We start from the raw sequence: 17,921 nt of genomic DNA, 5'->3' as shown, positions 1-17,921 counted from the left end.
AACTCCTCGGCCGACCTCCAGCTCTGGGAGCTCGCCCGCGCCGGTCTTCACGTGCGTCCGGTCACTGGGCGCCGGGACGCACCAGCCCGCTCTCGTACGCGTAGACGGCGGCCTGTACCCGGTCGCGCAGGCCCAGCTTCGTCAGTACATGGCCCACATGCGTCTTGACCGTCGTCTCGCTCACGAACAGGTCGGCCGCGATCTCCGCGTTGGACAGCCCGCGTGCCACCAGCTTCAGCACCTCCACCTCACGCTCGGTGAGGGTGTGCAGGGCGTCCGGAACGGGGTCCTCGCCGGACGGCAGATGGTCGGCGTACTTGTCGAGCAGCCGGCGCGTGATGCTCGGCGCCAGCATCGCCTCTCCCGCGGCCACCACCCGGATGGCCTGCACCAGCTCGTTGGCCGGCGCGTCCTTCAGCAGGAAGCCGCTGGCGCCCGCGCGCAGCGCCTCCACCACGTACTCGTCGAGGTCGAACGTGGTCAGCACCAGGACCTTTGCCGGACCGTCCCGCCCGGGGCCGGTGATCTGGCGGGTCGCCTCCACCCCGTCCATCCGCGGCATCCGGATGTCCATGAGCACGACATCGGGCTGAAGCGCCCGCACCTGCTCGATGGCCTGCAGGCCGTCACCGGCCTCACCGACCACCGCCAGATCGCCCTCCGCCTCCAGGATCATCCGGAAACCGGTGCGCAGCAGTGGTTGATCATCGACGAGCAGGACGCGGATGGCCACGTAATCTCCTTAAGGGCCTTCGAGGGCCACGGGCTGACCGGCCTCGGACCGGGCCGGCTCCATTCTGCCCTGCACAGCCTCCACCGATTCGGGCGGGCGCACGGACAGCGGATAAACCGGGGGAGTCCCGCCGAATTCCGGGCAGACCGCCCGGTGGTCGCACCAGCCGCACAGCTTCGTCGGCCGCGGCCGCCACTCGCCCGTCTCCGTGGCCAGCCGGATCGCCTCCCACAGCGCCAGCAGCTTGCGCTCCACCCGCTCGAGGTCGGCCGGAACGGGGTCGTACGTCAGGACGTCACCGCTGCCGAGATAGACCAGCTGGAGCCGGCGCGGCACCACGTTCTTCAGGCGCCACACCACCAGGGCGTAGAACTTCATCTGGAAGAGCGCGCCCTCCGCGTACTCCGGCCGCGGCGCCTTGCCCGTCTTGTAGTCCACGATGCGCACGTCACCCGTCGGGGCCACGTCGACGCGGTCGATCACGCCCCGCAGCCTCAGCCCCGACTCCAGCTCCGTCTCGACGAACACCTCCCGCTCGGCCGGCTCCAGACGGGTCGGGTCCTCCAGCGAGAACCACCGCTCCACGAGCCGCTCCGCCTCACCGAGCCACCCCGCGAGCCGCTCCCCGTCGGGATCCCCCTCGAAGAGCTCCGTCAGCTCGGGCTTGGACTCCAGCAGCCGGTCCCACTGCCCCGGGATCAGGGCCTTTGCCCTCGGCGCCGTACGGTCCGCCGCCGGGGCGTCGAACAGACGCTCAAGCACCGCATGCACCAGCGTGCCCCGGGTAGCAGACTCACTGGGCTTCTCGGGGAGCTTGTCGATGACCCGGAAGCGGTACAGCAGGGGGCACTGCATGAAATCGTTCGCGCGCGACGGCGACAGGGACGAGGGTGGCTGAGGCGGGCGCGGTACGGACGTCATGTCGCAGACCCTACGGCCCGCCACCGACATCCAGCGGCATACCATCGACGACAGAGCTCGCAACCAGCATGATCGTGGCAGAAGCCACCGACCGAAGGGACCCCGTGGACGAGAGCGGCGACAGCGGGCGCCCGCAGCCCGGCGCAGGGGGCACGGACCCCGGCACCGGACCGGACAAGGGAAAACCGCGACGCACGGCCGAGCCGGGCGGCGGCCTTCTCATGGGGCGTCCCTTCGGTGTGCCCGTGTACGTGGCCCCCAGCTGGTTCGTCGTCGCGGCCCTGATCACCTGGGTCTTCGGCGGACAGCTCGACCGCGTCCTGCCCGACCTGGGCGGGCTCCGCTACCTGGTCGCGCTCTTCTTCGCCATCGCCTTCTACGCCTCCGTGCTCGTCCACGAGCTCGCCCACACCGTCGCCGCCCTGCGCTACAAGCTGCCGGTGCGCCGCATCCAGCTCCAGTTCTTCGGCGGCGTCTCGGAGATCGAGAAGGAGTCCGAGACCCCCGGCCGCGAGTTCGTCCTCGCCTTCGTGGGCCCGCTGCTCTCCCTCGTCCTCGGCGGCCTCTTCTACATCCCGCTCCAGTTCGTCGAGGCGGGCACCGTCCCGGGCGTGCTCCTCGCCGGGCTGATGATCTCCAACCTCATCGTCGCCGCCTTCAACCTGCTGCCCGGACTGCCCCTGGACGGAGGGCGCATGCTCCGCGCCGTCGTCTGGAAGATCACGGGCAAGCCGATGAGCGGCACCGTCGCCGCCGCCTGGGTCGGCCGGGGCCTGGCGGTCACCGTCCTGATCGGGCTGCCCCTCCTCACCCACACGGGCGCGCTCGGCAACGACACCAGCGAGATCAGCGGCGTCGAGACCGTCACCGACGCACTGCTCGCCGCGATCCTCTGCGCCATCATCTGGACCGGCGCCGGCAACAGCCTGCGCATGGCCCGCCTGCGCGAACACCTCCCCGACCTGCGGGCCCGCACCCTCACCCGGCGGGCCGTGCCCGTGGAATCCGCCACCCCGCTCTCCGAGGCGCTCCGCCGCGCCAACGAGGCGGGCGCCCGCGCCCTGGTCGTCGTCGACGGACAGGGCAGCCCCAAGGGCGTCGTCCGGGAGGCCGCCATCGTCGGCGTCCCCGAGCACCGCCGGCCCTGGGTCGCCGTCAGCGGCCTCGCCCAGGACATCACCGACGGGATGAAGGTCCCCGCCGAGCTCGCGGGCGAAGCCCTCCTGGACCGGCTGAAGGCCACCCCGGCCACCGAGTACCTCGTGGTCGAGGAGACCGGCGAGATCTACGGCGTCCTGTCCACCGCCGACGTCGAGCGCGCCTTCGTCAAGGCCATGGCCCGCCCCTCCGCCTGACGCCCCGGAAAGCGGCCCCCGAAATACCGGTAGGCTGGCCACATGTCCGAACCGACCGGTGCCGCCCGCCGTCGCGGCCCATTCAAAGTCGGGGACCAGGTCCAGCTCACCGACCCCAAGGGACGCCACTACACCTTCACGCTCGAAGCCGGAAAGAACTTCCACACCCACAAGGGTTCTTTCCCGCACGACGAGCTGATCGGTGCTCCCGAGGGCAGTGTTGTCCGTACCACGGGAAACGTCGCCTACCTCGCGCTGCGCCCCCTGCTCCCCGACTACGTCCTGTCCATGCCCCGCGGTGCCGCCGTGGTCTACCCGAAGGACGCGGGCCAGATCCTCGCCTTCGGCGACATCTTCCCCGGCGCCCGCGTCGTCGAAGCCGGCGTCGGCTCGGGTGCGCTCAGCACCTTCCTGCTGCGCGCCATCGGCGAGCAGGGCATGCTGCACTCCTACGAGCGCCGCGAGGACTTCGCCGAGATCGCCCAGCAGAACGTCGAGCGCTACTTCGGCTCGCCGCACCCCGCCTGGACGCTGACCGTCGGCGACCTCCAGGACAACCTCTCGGACACCGAGGTCGACCGTGTCGTCCTCGACATGCTCGCCCCCTGGGAGTGCCTGGAGGCCGTGTCCAAGGCCCTGGTGCCCGGCGGCATCCTCTGCGCCTACGTCGCGACCACGACCCAGCTCTCGCGGACCGTCGAGTCCATCCGCGAGATCGGCTGCTTCGCGGAACCGCAGCCCTGGGAGTCCATGATCCGCAACTGGCACGTCGAGGGCCTGGCCGTCCGCCCCGACCACCGGATGATCGGCCACACCGGCTTCCTCGTCACCGCCCGCCGCCTCGCGGACGGCGTTGAACCGCCGCTGCGCCGCCGCCGCCCCTCCAAGGGCGCCTACGGCGAGGACTACGACGGACCCGGCAGCCGGAGCGGCTCCGCCACCCGCGACTGACCGAACACCACGCGCCGGCGCCGCCGCCGAGTTCCCGGACCGACCCGGGAGCCCGGCGGCGGCGCCTTTTCACAGGCCGTGACGACCCCGCCGTTCCCCTCCGGTGTGAGGTGTGGCACGATGCTGGCCACCCCCCGCCCGCCGACGACACCTCGGCACCGCCTACCCAGGCCCCCCAGGAACCACAGGAGACATACCGCGTGCAGACCTCCGCGCTCCCGGACCTCGCGCACACCGACGCCAAGCCGGTGCACTGGCTCGCCACGGCGACCGCGATGGCCGCGGTCGTCGCCCTCGCGGGTCTGCTCCAGCCCGACGCGGCCACCGCCACGGCCTCCGCGTCCGAGCACGGCGGCGTCACCACGCAGCACGGGAGCGCGTCCTCCGCGACGGCGCCCGACCCGAAGGGCGTGGCCTTCCCCCTCGACTGCGGCCCCGCGGGACACACCGTGGCCGACAGCGCCCCGGGAGACCTCGACGGCGACGGCGGTCCCGAGACGGTCGCCGTCGTGCACTGCGCCGCGGGATCGGGCACCCCGCCCAGCGGCATCTACGTCGTGACACAGCCGAGCGGGGCCGCACCCCGGGTCGTAGCGACCCTGGTGGACCCCGCTCAGAAACTGAACGTCACCGACTTCACCGTCCGTGACGGCCGGGTGTCGGCGACCCTGCTCGGCTACTCCTCCACCGACGTACCGCGCTGCTGCCCGGACGAGCTGGAGAACGCCTCCTGGCAGTGGAAGGGCAACGCGTTCATCAAGTCCACCGGCCCCGCCGGCAGCACCGCGCAGGGCGTCTGAGCCGTACGCCGCGCCGCCGGCCGCGCCCTCACTCGGCGTCGGGCCCGAAGACTTCCACGTTGTCCGAAACGCGACGTACATGAATACAGTCGCCCGGGCATTCCTTCGCCGAGTCCACGACGTCCTGGAGGAGCGGCAGCGGCACCGGTGTGGTGGCGCCCTTGTCCTGGAGGAGCTCGTCCTCGTCGCTCTTGACGTACGCCAGACCGTCGATGTCCAGCTCGAACACCTCGGGTGCGTACTGCACGCAGATGCCGTCGCCCGTACAGAGATCCTGGTCGATCCAGACCTCGAGGTCCTGCGTGTCGCTGTCGCCCGGAGCGTCCTGCTGCACGGTCATGTGTCCTGCCGTTCCCTGCGTATCTGCACCAATTGAAGCCAGCCCTGACGGGTGTTGAACGCTTCGACGATACAACCGGCTGCTTTCCGGTGCCGAAGGGTGGGTATTCCCTTGGCGTGAGGGAGAGCGCAAGGGTGAAGATCGGACAGACTCCCGGGTCTTTGTGATCTAGGGGTTTCAATCATCACCCACCCAGGTAGGGTCAGGAAGCGTCCAGCTCCCCTTGGAGGAGGTGAGGACCGTGGCAGCCCACGACGACGACATCAACCGCGGCATCCGGCCCGGGCGGGGGTCAGAAGACCCAGCCGGCCAGGTCGCCTATCTCGAGCAGGAAATCGCCGTCCTGCGACGTAAGCTCGCCGACTCTCCGCGTCATACGAGGATTCTCGAAGAGCGGATCGTCGAGTTGCAGACCAACCTGGCGGGCGTGTCCGCGCAGAACGAGCGGCTCGCCAACACGCTCCGGGAGGCCCGCGACCAGATCGTGGCCCTCAAGGAGGAGGTCGACCGGCTCGCACAGCCGCCGGCCGGTTTCGGTGTCTTCCTGCAGGCGAACGAGGACGACACCTGCGACATCTTCACCGGGGGCCGCAAGCTCCGGGTGAACGTCAGCCCCAGCGTCGAGCTCGAAGGCCTCCGTCGAGGCCAGGAAGTGATGCTCAACGAGGCGCTCAACGTGGTCGAGGCCATGGAATTCGAGCGGGCCGGGGACATCGTCACCCTCAAGGAGATCCTCGAGGACGGCGAGCGCGCCCTGGTCATCGGGCACACCGACGAGGAACGGGTGGTGAGGCTCGCCGAGCCCCTCCTGGACATCACCATCCGCCCCGGCGACGCCCTCCTGCTCGAACCCAGGTCCGGCTACGTCTACGAAGTGGTCCCCAAGAGCGAGGTCGAGGAGCTCGTTCTCGAAGAGGTCCCGGACATCGACTACAACAAGATCGGCGGTCTGGGCGACCAGATCGAACTGATCCGCGACGCGGTCGAGCTCCCGTACCTCCACCCGGACCTCTTCAAGGAGCACGAACTCCGTCCGCCGAAGGGCATCCTGCTCTACGGCCCTCCCGGCTGCGGCAAGACACTCATCGCCAAGGCCGTCGCCAACTCGCTGGCCAAGAAGGTCGCCGAGGTCACCGGTCAGCCCGCGGGGAAGAGCTACTTCCTCAATATCAAGGGCCCCGAGCTCCTCAACAAGTACGTCGGTGAGACCGAGCGGCACATCCGCCTCGTCTTCCAGCGTGCCCGGGAGAAGGCGAGCGAGGGTACCCCCGTCATCGTCTTCTTCGACGAGATGGAATCCCTCTTCCGCACCCGTGGTTCCGGTGTCAGCTCGGACGTGGAGAACACCATCGTCCCCCAGCTGCTCGCCGAGATCGACGGTGTGGAGGGCCTGGAGAACGTCATCGTCATCGGTGCCTCCAACCGTGAGGACATGATCGACCCCGCGATCCTGCGGCCCGGCCGGCTCGATGTGAAGATCAAGATCGAGCGTCCGGACGCGGAGGCCGCGAAGGACATCTTCGCGAAGTACCTCACGCCTTCGCTGCCGCTGCACTCGGACGACCTGGCCGAGCACACGGGCTCCAAGGAGGCCGCCGCCCACGCGATGATCCAGTCCGTCGTGGAGCGGATGTACACGGAATCCGAGGAGAACCGCTTCCTCGAGGTCACCTATGCGAACGGCGACAAGGAAGTCCTGTACTTCAAGGACTTCAACTCCGGAGCGATGATTCAGAACATCGTGGACCGGGCAAAGAAAATGGCCATCAAGGCATTCCTCGAGCAGGGCCAGAAGGGCCTGCGCGTCTCCCATCTCCTCCAGGCATGCGTGGACGAGTTCAAGGAGAACGAGGACCTGCCCAACACCACCAACCCGGACGACTGGGCCAGGATTTCCGGAAAGAAGGGCGAGCGGATCGTGTTCATCCGCACACTCGTCACCGGAAAGCAGGGCGCAGACACCGGTCGCTCCATCGACACGGTGGCAAATACCGGACAGTACCTGTAAAACGCAGACCGGCTGCGGATGCCCGGCAGGGTATCCGCAGCCGGGCCGTTTTCCCGGCAGCTCCGGCCACACCCGAACAATGACGCAATTGATCTCCCCACCGGCGCAGAGGCGCTCTAGGCTCTGCCGTACCGCCGAGTCGCGCAGTGCGGGGACGGGCACCGCGGACCAGCAGCGGTACTTGAGCGCCGCTCCCGGACGGGAGCGACGCCGGGCAAGGAGGGCCGCATGACCGTACGGCGAGTGATGGGCATCGAGACGGAGTACGGGATCTCCGTTCCCGGTCAACCCAACGCCAATGCCATGCTCACCTCGTCCCAGATCGTCAACGCCTACGCGGCGGCGATGCACCGGGCGCGGCGCGCCCGCTGGGACTTCGAGGAGGAGAACCCGCTGCGCGACGCGCGAGGCTTCGACCTCGCCCGTGAGACCGCCGACTCCAGCCAGCTCACCGACGAGGACATCGGCCTGGCCAATGTCATCCTCACCAACGGTGCACGGCTGTACGTCGACCACGCGCACCCCGAGTACAGCTCACCCGAGATCACCAATCCGCTGGACGCGGTGCTCTGGGACAAGGCCGGCGAGCGGGTGATGGCGGAAGCGGCCGAGCGGGCCGCCGCGATCCCCGGGGCCCAGCCGATCCACCTGTACAAGAACAACACCGACAACAAGGGCGCGTCCTACGGCACGCACGAGAACTACCTGATGAAGCGGGAGACCCCCTTCTCGGACATCGTGCGCCATCTGACCCCGTTCTTCGTCTCCCGCCAGGTGGTCACCGGCGCCGGCCGCGTCGGCATCGGCCAGGACGGCCACGAGCACGGATTCCAGATCAGTCAGCGCGCGGACTACTTCGAGGTCGAGGTCGGTCTGGAGACCACCCTCAAGCGCCCCATCATCAACACCCGCGACGAACCGCACTCCGACGCCGAGAAGTACCGCAGGCTGCACGTCATCATCGGCGACGCGAACCTCTCCGAGATCTCGACCTATCTGAAGCTCGGCACCACCTCACTGGTCCTGGCCATGATCGAGGACGGCTTCATCAACGTCGACCTGGCCGTCGACCAGCCGGTCCGTACGCTCCACCAGGTCTCGCACGACCCGACCCTGAAGCAGCTGGTCACCCTCCGTAGCGGCCGGACACTCACCGCGGTACAGCTCCAGATGGAGTACTTCGAGCTGGGCCGCAAGTACGTCGAGGAGCGGTACGGCGCGGACGCGGACGAGCAGACCAAGGATGTCCTGGCCCGCTGGGAGGACACCCTGAACCGCCTGGAGAACGACCCCATGAGCCTCTCGGGCGAGCTGGACTGGATCGCCAAGCGGGAGCTCATGGAGGGCTACCGGCGCCGTGACGGCCTGGACTGGGACGCCCCGCGCCTGCACCTGGTGGACCTCCAGTACGCCGACGTACGGGCCGACAAGGGCCTGTACAACCGTCTGGCGGCCCGCGGGAAGATCAAGCGCCTGCTCGACGAGAGCGACGTCGAGCGGGCCCGTACGAAGCCGCCCGAGGACACCAGGGCCTATTTCCGGGGCCGCTGCCTGGAGCAGTACGCGGACGACGTCGCCGCGGCCTCCTGGGACTCGGTCATCTTCGACCTGCCCGACCGTGACTCGCTGCAACGGGTCCCCACGATGGAACCGCTGCGGGGTACACGCGCCCACGTCAAGGACCTCCTGGACCGCTGCCGCACCGCGGATGAGCTGGTCCGGACGCTGACGGGGGGCTGAAAGGCGTCCCGGCTGGGAATCAATCAGATGACCTCCGGACGTTGAGGAAAGTACCGGGCCAATGTCGGACCCCGTAGGTAGGGTCTGATCAAGTGCTTCGAACCGAGCGGGGTGAGCTAGATGGCGACCAAGGACACCGGCGGCGGACAGCAGAAGGCGACACGTTCCACCGAGGAGACCGAGGAGCAGACTCAGGACGCACAGGCGTCCGAGGACCTCAAGGAACGGCAGGAGAAGCTGGGCGAGGACGTCGACGACGTCCTGGACGAGATCGACGACGTACTTGAGTCCAATGCCGAGGATTTCGTCAGGTCATTTGTTCAAAAAGGCGGGGAATAGGGCTTAATGTCCGACGTCTCTGCCGGTAGGAAATGCTCTCGTTGCCGAAGGACTCTGCCGACGGAGTCCTTCGCGAGTAACAGGGCGATGCGTGACGGCCTCCAGGCGTACTGCCGGGAATGCTCTGCTGAGTACTACCGGCAACGCCAGGAGGCCAAGGGCAGGTCCGTCCGGGCCAAGGTGCCGGTGCCACGCGGACACAAACGGTGCCCTCGGTGCGGCGAGGTGAAACCGCACGATCAGTGGGAGCGCAACAGATCGGCATACGACGGCTGGTCAAGTTACTGCCGCCCCTGCCGGGCCGAGCGGAATCGGATCAGCTACTTCCAGCGGAAGTACGGTCTCAGCCCGGTGGAGTTGGACGAGTTGATCGCCGCTCAGCAGGGTGTTTGCTGTATCTGTCTGACTGCTCCGGCGGAGCATGTGGATCACTGTCATGGGACGGGTAGGGTCCGTGGCGTACTGTGCTTCAGCTGCAACGCAGCCCTGGGGCAGCTCAAAGATCGGCCGGATGCCGTAAGGCGTGCAGCCGCATACCTGGAGGGAAACGCGTGGAAGCCAACACTCGTAGCACCGGGCGTCTACCAGCTGCCTTCCTGACGCCGGGTTCGTCCTCGTTCATGGACTTCCTGTCCGACCACTCACCCGAGATCCTTCCCGGCAACCGCAGCCTGCCGCCGTTGCAGGGCGCCGTCGAGGCGCCGCACGGCACCACGATCGTCGCGGCCTCGTTCCCCGGCGGAGTGGTCCTCGCCGGTGACCGGCGGGCGACCATGGGGAACATGATCGCGCAGCGCGACATCGAGAAGGTGTTCCCGGCCGACGAGTACTCCGCGGTGGGGATCGCCGGCACGGCCGGTCTCGCCGTGGAGATGGTCAAGCTGTTCCAGCTGGAGCTGGAGCACTTCGAGAAGGTCGAGGGTGCCACGCTCTCGCTGGAGGGCAAGGCCAACCGGCTCTCCACCATGATCCGCAGCAATCTGGCGATGGCCATGCAGGGCCTGGCGGTCGTCCCGCTGTTCGCCGGGTACGACGTCGACCGCGAGAAGGGCCGGATCTTCTCGTACGACGTGACCGGCGGGCGTTCCGAGGAGCGGGGTTACGCGGCCACCGGCTCCGGCTCCGTCTTCGCACGCGGGTCGATGAAGAAGCTGTACCGCGACGACCTGACGGAGGAGCAGACGCTCACCCTGGTCGTGCAGGCGCTGTACGACGCGGCCGACGACGACTCGGCGACCGGTGGCCCGGACGTGGCCCGCCGGATCTATCCGATCGTCACCGTCATCACCGACGAGGGCTTCCGCAGGCTGGACGACACGGAATCCTCGGAGATCGCGCGCGCGATCCTGGAGCGCCGGCTCGAGCAGCCCGATGGCCCCCGCGCCGCGCTGCTCTGACCGGCCCGATGCTTCTCCGATGCACTCGTCACTGACAGAAAGGGACGGATAGCCGGTGTCGACGCCGTTCTATGTCTCACCTCAGCAGGCCATGGCCGACCGGGCGGAATACGCCCGGAAGGGCATCGCCCGTGGTCGCAGCCTGGTTGTGCTGCAGTACGCCGACGGCATTGTGTTCGTCGGCGAGAACCCGTCCCGCGCGCTGCACAAGTTCAGCGAGATCTACGACCGGATCGGCTTCGCCGCCGCCGGCAAGTACAACGAGTACGAGAACCTCCGCATCGGCGGCGTCCGCTACGCCGATCTGCGGGGATACACCTACGACCGCGACGACGTGACGGCCCGTGGGCTGGCCAACGTCTACGCGCAGACGCTCGGCACCATCTTCTCCAGCGCGGCCGAGAAGCCGTACGAGGTGGAGCTGGTGGTCGCCGAGGTCGGCGCCGGGCCCGAGGGCGACCAGATCTACCGGCTGCCGCACGACGGTTCGATCGTGGACGAGCACGGCTCGGTCGCGGTCGGCGGGAACGCCGAGCAGATCAGCAGCTTCCTCGACCAGCGCCACCGCGACGGGATGTCGCTCGCCGAGGCGCTGAAGCTGGCCGTGCAGGCGTTGTCCCGCGAGGCCAACGGCAACGAGCGGGAGATCCCCGCCGAGCGGCTGGAGGTCGCGGTCCTGGACCGCACGAGGCCGCAGCAGCGCAAGTTCAAGCGGATCGTCGGCCGGCAGCTGACCAGGCTGCTGGACGCGGACGGCGCCGGGGCCACCCCAACGGATGCCCCGTCCGACACGGAGGAGCCCGAAGGCGGCAGCACCCCGGCCGCCGGCACCCCGCCGAAGGACACCGGCACGCCCGCGAAGGGCACCGGCGCCCAGGCCGACTCGACGGATGAGGACCCGAAGGAGTAGCCGGCTCCAGGAATTCCGGACGGAGCCCTCCGGCCACCGCACGCGCGGCGGCCGGAGGGCTCCGTCATGCGGTGGGCGGGGGCGCGGTCGAGCCCCGGACCACCAGGTGGACGGGGAGGTCGTGGTGGACCGCGGGGCGGCCCTCCAGGACGGCCAGCAGCGCGCCCATGCCCCGCTCGCCCACCTGCTCGGCCGGCAGGCGCACGGTGGTGAGCTCCGGCTCCACCGCGGTGGCGAGCGCCAGGTCGTCGTACCCGGTCACCGAGATGTCGTCGGGCACCCGGAGACCCCGTCTGCGCACCGCCTTGCAGGCGCCGGCGGCCAGGATGTCGTCGTCGCAGACGATGGCCGTGGGCAGGGGGCCGGGGGAGGCCAGGACGGCCTCGGCGGCCTCACGTCCGGCCCGTACGTCCAGGGGGGCCGTCACCGTGCGCAGGGCGGCGCCCGGAACCTGGCGTACGGCTTTCTCCAGTGCCCGGGCGCGCACCGCGAAGGTCCAGGTGTCCACGGCCGAGGCCAGGTGCACGATCCGGCGGTGGCCGAGGCCCAGCAGGTGGTCCGTCACCTGGCGCATGCCGTCCGCGATGGCGAGGTTCACGTGCGCCGCGGCGCCCTGGTCCCCGGGGTCGCTGTCCAGCATCACCAGTGGCAGGTCGGCGCCCCGCAGCGCCCCCAGCGCGTCCGCCGCCATCGAGGAGGCGATCACCCCGTCCAGCGCCGCGCGTGCCGGGTCGAACGGGTCCCGGGCGGGGCCGGTGCCGTCGGGGGACGGGTAGAGGACCACCCCGAAGTCGTGCTCGGCGGCGACGGCCGCGGCGCCCGTGTAGACGCGGGCGAAGAACTCGTTGGTGAGCGCGGGGACGACGAGGAGGGCGGTGCGGGTGTGGCCCAGCCGGAGGCTGCGGGCCGCGAGATTCGGCCGGTAGCCCAGGTCCCGGGCGCTGTCGCGGACCCGCTCGGCGGTCGCCGCCGACACCCGGCCCCGCCATTTGTCACCGAGCACGAGCGAGACCGTCGCCTGCGAGACACCCGCGGCCCGCGCCACGTCACGGCTGGTGGGCCGGGGTGGGGCGGGCTGCCGCGTGCTGCTCACTCGTGCCTCCGTGCTCGGCCCGTCACCGGGTGCCGTGGGGTCGCGGCGGGATGGACTCCCGGGCTGCCCACATGGTACGTATGAGCGTCGACGTTATACGTAAAACCCCGAGGTGTGGCACCGCCGGGGGAGAGGGGCGGACATGGCCGCGGGCTATCTGGACATCCTCCGGACGCGGCACGCCGCCCGGCTGCTGGCGGGGACCCTGGTGGGGCGGCTGCCGAACGGCACCGCCCACATCGCGATCGTCCTGTTCACCCGCGCGGAGGGCGGCAGCTACACGCTGGCCGGCGCCCTCGCCGCGGCGTACGGACTGGCCACGGCGGTGGGACAGCCCCTGCTCGGCCGTGCCGTGGACCTGTACGGCCAGCCGCGCGTCCAGCTCCCGGCGGCGGTCGTCTCCGCGCTCGGCATGGCCGTGCTCGCCCTGATCGGCCTCGGCTCGCTCCCGGCGGCGTACGCGGCGGTCGTCGTGGCCGGGGTGTCCACGCCCCCGCTGGAAGGCGGCCTGAGGGCGCTGTGGCCGTCGGTCCTGGGCCGGGAGGACCGGGTGCACCGCGCGTACGCCATGGACGCGGTGGCCCAGGAGGTCATGTTCACCGTGGGGCCGCTCCTCGTGACGGTCCTGGTGTCCCTCTGGTCGCCGGCCGCCGCACTCCTGGTCATCAACGCCATCGGCGTCCTGGGCGCACTGTCCGTCGTCCTGTCCGAGCCCTCCAGGCTGTGGCGCTCCGCGCCCCGCGAGGCGCACTGGCTCGGTGCCCTGCGCTCACCGGGGCTGCTCGCCCTGCTGGGCGCCTTCTTCTTCGTGGGGCTCGCGCTGGGCTCGATCACGGTGGCCGGGGTCGCGTACGCCGACGACCACGGCCGGGAGTCCGTGTACGGCTGGCTGATGGCCGCGCTCGGCCTGGGCGCGCTGATCGGCGGCGCGGCGTACGGGGCACGGCAGTGGGCCGGGGCGCCCGAACGGCGGCTGCGGGTCATCGTGGCCCTGCTCGCGCTGGGCTATCTGCCGCTGATGCTGACGCCCGGGGTGCCCGCCATGACCGCGCTGGCGGCGGTCGCCGGCGTCTTCCTCGCCCCGGCCATCGCCTGCTCGTTCATCGTCGTCGACCGGCACGCGCCGCAGGGCACCGTGACCGAGGCGTTCTCCTGGCTGGTGACGACCTTCGGGGTGGGCGCGGCGGCCGGAACGGCGGTCGCGGGACCGGCCGTCGAGCTCGGCGGGACGGCCTGGAGTTTCGCCGTCGCCGGGGCCGGTGGAGTGGCGGCGCTGCTGGTGCTGCTGGCCACCGGAAAGGTCCTCGCAGCTCCCGGGCGTACGCCCGCAGTTGTGGCCGGTTCGGAAAATGATCGAAACGGTGCTGCCGAACCCGGTTTCAGCTCAGGCCGTAAGGCGTAATGTTCAGTCATGGACCGCCGCATTTTCGGGCTGGAGAACGAGTACGGCGTCACGTGCACGTTCAGGGGACAGCGCCGACTGTCACCTGACGAAGTGGCGCGCTACCTCTTCCGCCGTGTTGTGTCATGGGGCCGCAGCAGCAATGTCTTCCTGCGGAACGGCGCCCGCCTCTACCTCGACGTGGGATCGCATCCGGAATACGCGACACCCGAATGCGACAACGTGACCGAACTGGTCACGCACGACAAGGCGGGCGAGCGCATTCTCGAAGGACTGCTCGTCGACGCCGAACGCCGCCTGCACGAGGAGGGAATCGCGGGCGACGTCTATCTCTTCAAGAACAACACCGACTCGGCTGGAAACTCCTACGGCTGCCACGAGAACTACCTCGTGGCCCGGCACGGAGAATTCTCCCGGCTCGCGGACATCCTCATTCCGTTCCTCGTCACCCGTCAGCTGATCTGCGGTGCCGGCAAGGTGCTGCAGACGCCGCGCGGCGCCGTCTACTGCGTGAGCCAGCGGGCCGAGCACATCTGGGAGGGCGTCAGCTCCGCGACGACGCGCTCCCGCCCGATCATCAACACCCGGGACGAACCGCACGCCGACGCCGAGCGGTACCGCCGCCTCCACGTCATCGTCGGTGACTCCAACATGTCCGAGACGACCATGCTGCTCAAGGTCGGTGCCACCGACCTCGTGCTGCGCATGATCGAGGCGGGCACCGTGATGCGCGACCTGACCCTGGAGAACCCGATCCGGGCCATCCGCGAGGTCAGCCACGACATCACGGGACAGCGCAAGGTGCGCCTGGCCAGCGGCCGCGAGGCATCCGCCATCGAGGTCCAGCGCGAGTACTACGAGAAGGCCGTGGACTTCGTCGAGCGCCGGGGCATCCGCACCGGCACGGTCGACCAGGTCCTCGAGCTGTGGGGCCGCACCCTGGACGCCATCGAGGCCGAGGACCTCGACCGGATCGGCACCGAGATCGACTGGGTCATGAAGTACAAGCTCATCGAGCGGTACCGGGCCAAGAACAACATGACCATGTCGAATCCGCGGGTCGCCCAGATAGACCTCGCCTACCACGACATCCACCGGCGGCGCGGGCTCTACTACCTCCTGGAGCGCAAGGGCCAGGCCGCCCGCATCTGCAACGACCTGAAGATCTTCGAGGGCAAGTCGGTGCCCCCGCAGACCACCAGGGCGCGGCTGCGCGGTGACTTCATCCGCCGGGCCCAGGAACAGCGGCGGGACTTCACCGTCGACTGGGTCCACCTCAAGCTCAACGACCAGGCGCAGCGCACCGTGCTGTGCAAGGACCCCTTCCGTTCCGTCGACGACCGGGTGGAGAAGCTGATCGCGGGCATGTGACCCGGGACAGGAATGTCCCGCCCCGTAGGCGACCGGGCCCCGTACGTTCCTCGTACGGGGCCCTTCCGTGCCCTTCCGTCCGCCTAGAGTGTCGGGGGACCATTCACGTGCCGTCTGAGATCTGAGGAACCAGTGCGCCGACTTGCCGGCCTTCTCGTCGTCCCCCTACTGCTGCTGTCCACCGCGGCATGCGGCGACGACAAGGCCTCCGACTCCGTCTCCAAGAGCGGATTTCCCGCGATCACCGCGGGATCGAAGTTCGGGGAGAAGCCCACTCTGGCGAAGGGTGAGGGCGATCCACCCAAGGAGCTGAAGACCGACGTCATCAGTGAGGGTGACGGCGCGACGCTCAAGAACGGCGACGCGATCCAGGTCAACTACCTGGGACAGGCCTGGGACTCGACCAAGCCGTTCGACAACAGCTTCGACCGCAAGCAGCCCTTCGACCTGACGCTCGGTGCGGGCATGGTCATCCAGGGCTGGGACAAGGGGCTCGTCGGCAAGAAGGTCGGCAGCCGCGTCGAGCTGGTCATCCCGCCGGACCTCGGGTACGGGGCGCAGGGCCAGGGCGACATCAAGCCCAACGCCACCCTCGTCTTCGTCGTCGACATCGTGAAGGCGACCAAGATCCCGGCCTCCGCCGAGGGCACCGCGGTCGCCCAGGACAACATCGACCTGCCGAAGGTCGGTACGAAGACCGACGGCAAGGCGCCGACCGTCACGATCCCCAAGAGCGACCCGCCGAAGAAGCTGGTCTCCAACTACGTGCTGGAGTCCAAGGGTGACGTCGTCAAGGAGACCGACAGCGTCGTCGTGAACTACGTGGGTCTGCTCTGGAAGGGCAGCAAGGCCTTCGACAGCACTTACCAGACCGGCAAGACCCAGACGTTCCCGCTGGCCCAGGTCACCCTCAAGGGTCTCAAGAACGGCCTCGTCGGCAAGAAGGTCGGCAGCCGTGTGCTGCTCGTCATCCCGCCGGACCAGGGCTTCGGCGACGAGGCCCAGCAGTCCATCCCCGCGAAGTCCACGCTCGTGTTCGCCGTGGACATCCTGGCGAAGATGTAAGACTGTCCCGGTTGACCAGTTCATCAGTAAGAGGAGCAGTTCAGTGAGCATCGACAAGCCCGAGATCGACTTCCCGGGTGGCGAGCCGCCGGCCGACCTGGAGATCAAGGAAATCTGGGAAGGCGACGGACCGGTGGCCCAGGCGGGCCAGACCGTCTCCGTGCACTACGTCGGTGTGGCCTTCTCCACCGGCGAGGAGTTCGACGCCTCCTGGAACCGCGGCACCCCGTTGCAGTTCCAGCTCGGTGCCGGCCAGGTCATCGCGGGCTGGGACCAGGGTGTCCAGGGCATGAAGGTCGGCGGCCGTCGTCAGCTGACCATCCCCGCGCACCTCGCCTACGGCGACCGTGGCGCGGGCGGCGGCGCCATCGCCCCCGGCGAGACGCTGATCTTCGTCTGCGACCTCGTCGGCGTCTGATCCGTCCGTCTACAGCAGTGAGGGCCCGTGCCGCAAGGCACGGGCCCTCACTTTGGTCCGGACACCCCGGGGCGGTACGGTCGACGGTCGGAGAGCACGTCGAGAAAGGGCGTCGATGGCGATTGCCAAGGCCGAACGGCTGATGAACCTGGCGCTGTGTCTGCTGGGTACCCGGCGCCCGCTCAGCAAGCGTGAGCTCCGCGGGTCCATCGAGGCCTACCTGGAGGCGGGCTCCGACGAGTCCTTCAACCGGATGTTCGAGCGCGACAAGGACGATCTGCGTGAACTCGGCCTGATCATCGAGACCGTGGAGAACCTGGACGGCGACACCGGATACCTGGCGCGCCGCGACAGCAACCGGCTGCCCCCCATCACCCTGGACGCCGAGGAGGCCGCGGCCCTCGGGCTCGCCGCCAAGGTCTGGCAGCAGGCGCGGCTCGCCGGCGCCGCCAGCGGCGCCCTGCAGAAGCTGCGGGCCGCCGGCATGCCGGAGGCCGAGGACGCCTACGAGGTGCACAGTGCCCTCGAACCCCGTATCCCGGTCCACGAGGCCGCCTTCGAGCCGCTGATGCTCGCCTGCCGGGACCGCCGCCCGGTCACCTTCGACTACCGCAAGGGCAATGCCGCCCGCCCCGAGCAGCGCCAGGTCGAGCCGTGGACGCTGGAGTGCTGGCGCGGCCACTGGTACCTCGCCGGCTGGGACCGCGACCGGGGGGCCGAGCGGGTCTTCCGGCTGTCCCGGATCTCGGGCCGGGTCCGCTCCCGCGCCGGTGCCTTCACGGCCCCGGTCCCCGACGCCGTGACCGTCCGGGAGACCGTGGAGAGCTGGGCGGGGGAGACCGCCACCAGGACCGCCCGCATCAGGCTGCGCGCCGGCGCCGGCTACCCGCTGCGCTCCCGCGCGATATCCGTACGGGAACGGGGCGACGGCTGGGACGAGTTGGAGATCCCGTACGGGCACGGGCTGGACGCCTGGCTCGTGGAGTTCGGGCCCGACGTGATCGTGAGCGAACCCGCCGATCTGCGGGCCGACGTGATGGACCGGCTGCGCGCCGTGGCCAAGGACTGAGGGGGACCC

At 69.5% G+C, this 17,921-nt stretch carries 18 protein-coding genes; 14 read left to right on the top strand and 4 right to left on the bottom strand.

The window, feature by feature from the left end:
* Positions 1 to 61 precede the first annotated feature (61 nt).
* Together JKV81_RS03130 and JKV81_RS03125 are read right to left on the bottom strand one after the other, a co-directional pair.
* Positions 62 to 733 carry a response regulator gene (locus tag JKV81_RS03130; protein WP_099178019.1) on the bottom strand — a complete coding sequence of 224 codons (672 nt, stop codon included), beginning with the start codon at positions 731 to 733 and terminating at the stop codon, positions 62 to 64.
* A 9-nt stretch (positions 734 to 742) separates the two neighbouring features.
* Positions 743 to 1,588, bottom strand: coding sequence for a RecB family exonuclease (locus JKV81_RS03125; RefSeq protein ID WP_236055111.1), 846 nt, complete (start codon positions 1,586 to 1,588; stop codon positions 743 to 745).
* A gap of 170 nt (positions 1,589 to 1,758) precedes the next feature.
* Here JKV81_RS03125 and JKV81_RS03120 point away from each other — a divergent pair, with 170 nt between their 5' ends.
* From JKV81_RS03120 to JKV81_RS03110, 3 genes are all read left to right on the top strand, one after another.
* Positions 1,759 to 3,009: a site-2 protease family protein gene (locus tag JKV81_RS03120; protein WP_129266885.1), complete on the top strand. Its 1,251-nt coding sequence runs from the start codon at positions 1,759 to 1,761 to the stop codon at positions 3,007 to 3,009.
* Positions 3,010 to 3,051: 42 nt separating this feature from the next.
* Positions 3,052 to 3,960, top strand: coding sequence for a tRNA (adenine-N1)-methyltransferase (locus JKV81_RS03115; protein ID WP_124279609.1), 909 nt, complete (start codon positions 3,052 to 3,054; stop codon positions 3,958 to 3,960).
* Positions 3,961 to 4,160: 200 nt separating this feature from the next.
* Positions 4,161 to 4,760 carry a hypothetical protein gene (locus JKV81_RS03110; RefSeq protein WP_124279610.1) on the top strand — a complete coding sequence of 200 codons (600 nt, stop codon included), beginning with the start codon at positions 4,161 to 4,163 and terminating at the stop codon, positions 4,758 to 4,760.
* Between the two features lie 28 nt (positions 4,761 to 4,788).
* Here the strand turns inward: JKV81_RS03110 and JKV81_RS03105 are convergent, their stop codons facing one another.
* Positions 4,789 to 5,100 carry a ferredoxin gene (locus JKV81_RS03105; RefSeq protein WP_104790263.1) on the bottom strand — a complete coding sequence of 104 codons (312 nt, stop codon included), beginning with the start codon at positions 5,098 to 5,100 and terminating at the stop codon, positions 4,789 to 4,791.
* A gap of 241 nt (positions 5,101 to 5,341) precedes the next feature.
* Between JKV81_RS03105 and arc the strand changes: the two genes are divergently transcribed.
* The 6 genes from arc to prcA all read left to right on the top strand — a co-directional run bounded on the left by arc (position 5,342) and on the right by prcA (position 11,494).
* On the top strand, positions 5,342 to 7,108 hold the full coding sequence (gene arc / locus JKV81_RS03100; RefSeq protein ID WP_099178025.1) for a proteasome ATPase: 1,767 nt from the start codon (positions 5,342 to 5,344) through the stop codon (positions 7,106 to 7,108).
* A gap of 228 nt (positions 7,109 to 7,336) precedes the next feature.
* Positions 7,337 to 8,848 carry a depupylase/deamidase Dop gene (gene dop / locus JKV81_RS03095; RefSeq protein WP_124279612.1) on the top strand — a complete coding sequence of 504 codons (1,512 nt, stop codon included), beginning with the start codon at positions 7,337 to 7,339 and terminating at the stop codon, positions 8,846 to 8,848.
* Positions 8,849 to 8,968: 120 nt separating this feature from the next.
* Positions 8,969 to 9,187: a ubiquitin-like protein Pup gene (locus JKV81_RS03090; RefSeq protein WP_124279613.1), complete on the top strand. Its 219-nt coding sequence runs from the start codon at positions 8,969 to 8,971 to the stop codon at positions 9,185 to 9,187.
* Positions 9,188 to 9,193: 6 nt separating this feature from the next.
* Positions 9,194 to 9,787 carry an endonuclease VII domain-containing protein gene (locus tag JKV81_RS03085; protein ID WP_202074862.1) on the top strand — a complete coding sequence of 198 codons (594 nt, stop codon included), beginning with the start codon at positions 9,194 to 9,196 and terminating at the stop codon, positions 9,785 to 9,787.
* Complete coding sequence (prcB, locus tag JKV81_RS03080) at positions 9,739 to 10,584, top strand: proteasome subunit beta (protein ID WP_099178028.1); 846 nt, start codon at positions 9,739 to 9,741, stop codon at positions 10,582 to 10,584. The genes JKV81_RS03085 and prcB overlap by 49 nt, the downstream gene beginning before the upstream one ends.
* A gap of 55 nt (positions 10,585 to 10,639) precedes the next feature.
* Positions 10,640 to 11,494: a proteasome subunit alpha gene (prcA, locus tag JKV81_RS03075; RefSeq protein ID WP_129261546.1), complete on the top strand. Its 855-nt coding sequence runs from the start codon at positions 10,640 to 10,642 to the stop codon at positions 11,492 to 11,494.
* A 64-nt stretch (positions 11,495 to 11,558) separates the two neighbouring features.
* Here prcA and JKV81_RS03070 read toward each other — a convergent pair whose 3' ends face one another.
* Entirely contained in the window at positions 11,559 to 12,587 is a 1,029-nt protein-coding gene (locus tag JKV81_RS03070) for a LacI family DNA-binding transcriptional regulator (RefSeq protein ID WP_202074861.1), read from the bottom strand.
* Between the two features lie 142 nt (positions 12,588 to 12,729).
* On the opposite strand from JKV81_RS03070, the gene JKV81_RS03065 reads away from it, so the two are divergent.
* The 5 genes from JKV81_RS03065 (at position 12,730) to JKV81_RS03045 (ending at position 17,912) form a co-directional block, all read left to right on the top strand.
* Entirely contained in the window at positions 12,730 to 13,989 is a 1,260-nt protein-coding gene (locus JKV81_RS03065; protein ID WP_129261542.1) for an MFS transporter, read from the top strand.
* 9 nt (positions 13,990 to 13,998) lie between these two features.
* A complete protein-coding gene (gene pafA / locus JKV81_RS03060) occupies positions 13,999 to 15,360 on the top strand; it encodes a Pup--protein ligase (RefSeq protein WP_099178033.1) in 1,362 nt (453 codons plus the stop codon).
* 132 nt (positions 15,361 to 15,492) lie between these two features.
* Positions 15,493 to 16,425 carry an FKBP-type peptidyl-prolyl cis-trans isomerase gene (locus tag JKV81_RS03055; protein ID WP_202074860.1) on the top strand — a complete coding sequence of 311 codons (933 nt, stop codon included), beginning with the start codon at positions 15,493 to 15,495 and terminating at the stop codon, positions 16,423 to 16,425.
* Between the two features lie 43 nt (positions 16,426 to 16,468).
* Positions 16,469 to 16,843, top strand: coding sequence for an FKBP-type peptidyl-prolyl cis-trans isomerase (locus JKV81_RS03050; RefSeq protein WP_124279619.1), 375 nt, complete (start codon positions 16,469 to 16,471; stop codon positions 16,841 to 16,843).
* A 115-nt stretch (positions 16,844 to 16,958) separates the two neighbouring features.
* Positions 16,959 to 17,912, top strand: coding sequence for a helix-turn-helix transcriptional regulator (locus JKV81_RS03045; protein ID WP_099178039.1), 954 nt, complete (start codon positions 16,959 to 16,961; stop codon positions 17,910 to 17,912).
* Positions 17,913 to 17,921: the final 9 nt, after the last annotated feature.

It is taken from the genome of Streptomyces silvae (genome assembly GCF_016745505.1).
In the GTDB taxonomy this organism is placed as follows: domain Bacteria; phylum Actinomycetota; class Actinomycetes; order Streptomycetales; family Streptomycetaceae; genus Streptomyces; species Streptomyces silvae.
The sequence above is the reverse complement of the archived record's forward strand: the minus strand, read 5'-3'. Positions and strand labels throughout refer to the sequence as shown.

Excerpts from the sequence above, each read along its gene's own strand:
- JKV81_RS03045 (WP_099178039.1), top strand. The coding sequence starts at position 16,959 with ATGGCGATTGCCAAGGCCGAACGGCTGATGAACCTGGCGCTGTGTCTG.
- JKV81_RS03105 (WP_104790263.1), bottom strand. The coding sequence starts at position 5,100 with ATGACCGTGCAGCAGGACGCTCCGGGCGACAGCGACACGCAGGACCTC.
- JKV81_RS03085 (WP_202074862.1), top strand. The coding sequence starts at position 9,194 with ATGTCCGACGTCTCTGCCGGTAGGAAATGCTCTCGTTGCCGAAGGACT.
- JKV81_RS03125 (WP_236055111.1), bottom strand. The coding sequence starts at position 1,588 with ATGCAGTGCCCCCTGCTGTACCGCTTCCGGGTCATCGACAAGCTCCCC.
- dop (WP_124279612.1), top strand. The coding sequence starts at position 7,337 with ATGACCGTACGGCGAGTGATGGGCATCGAGACGGAGTACGGGATCTCC.
- JKV81_RS03065 (WP_129261542.1), top strand. The coding sequence starts at position 12,730 with ATGGCCGCGGGCTATCTGGACATCCTCCGGACGCGGCACGCCGCCCGG.
- pafA (WP_099178033.1), top strand. The coding sequence starts at position 13,999 with ATGGACCGCCGCATTTTCGGGCTGGAGAACGAGTACGGCGTCACGTGC.
- JKV81_RS03115 (WP_124279609.1), top strand. The coding sequence starts at position 3,052 with ATGTCCGAACCGACCGGTGCCGCCCGCCGTCGCGGCCCATTCAAAGTC.
- JKV81_RS03090 (WP_124279613.1), top strand. The coding sequence starts at position 8,969 with ATGGCGACCAAGGACACCGGCGGCGGACAGCAGAAGGCGACACGTTCC.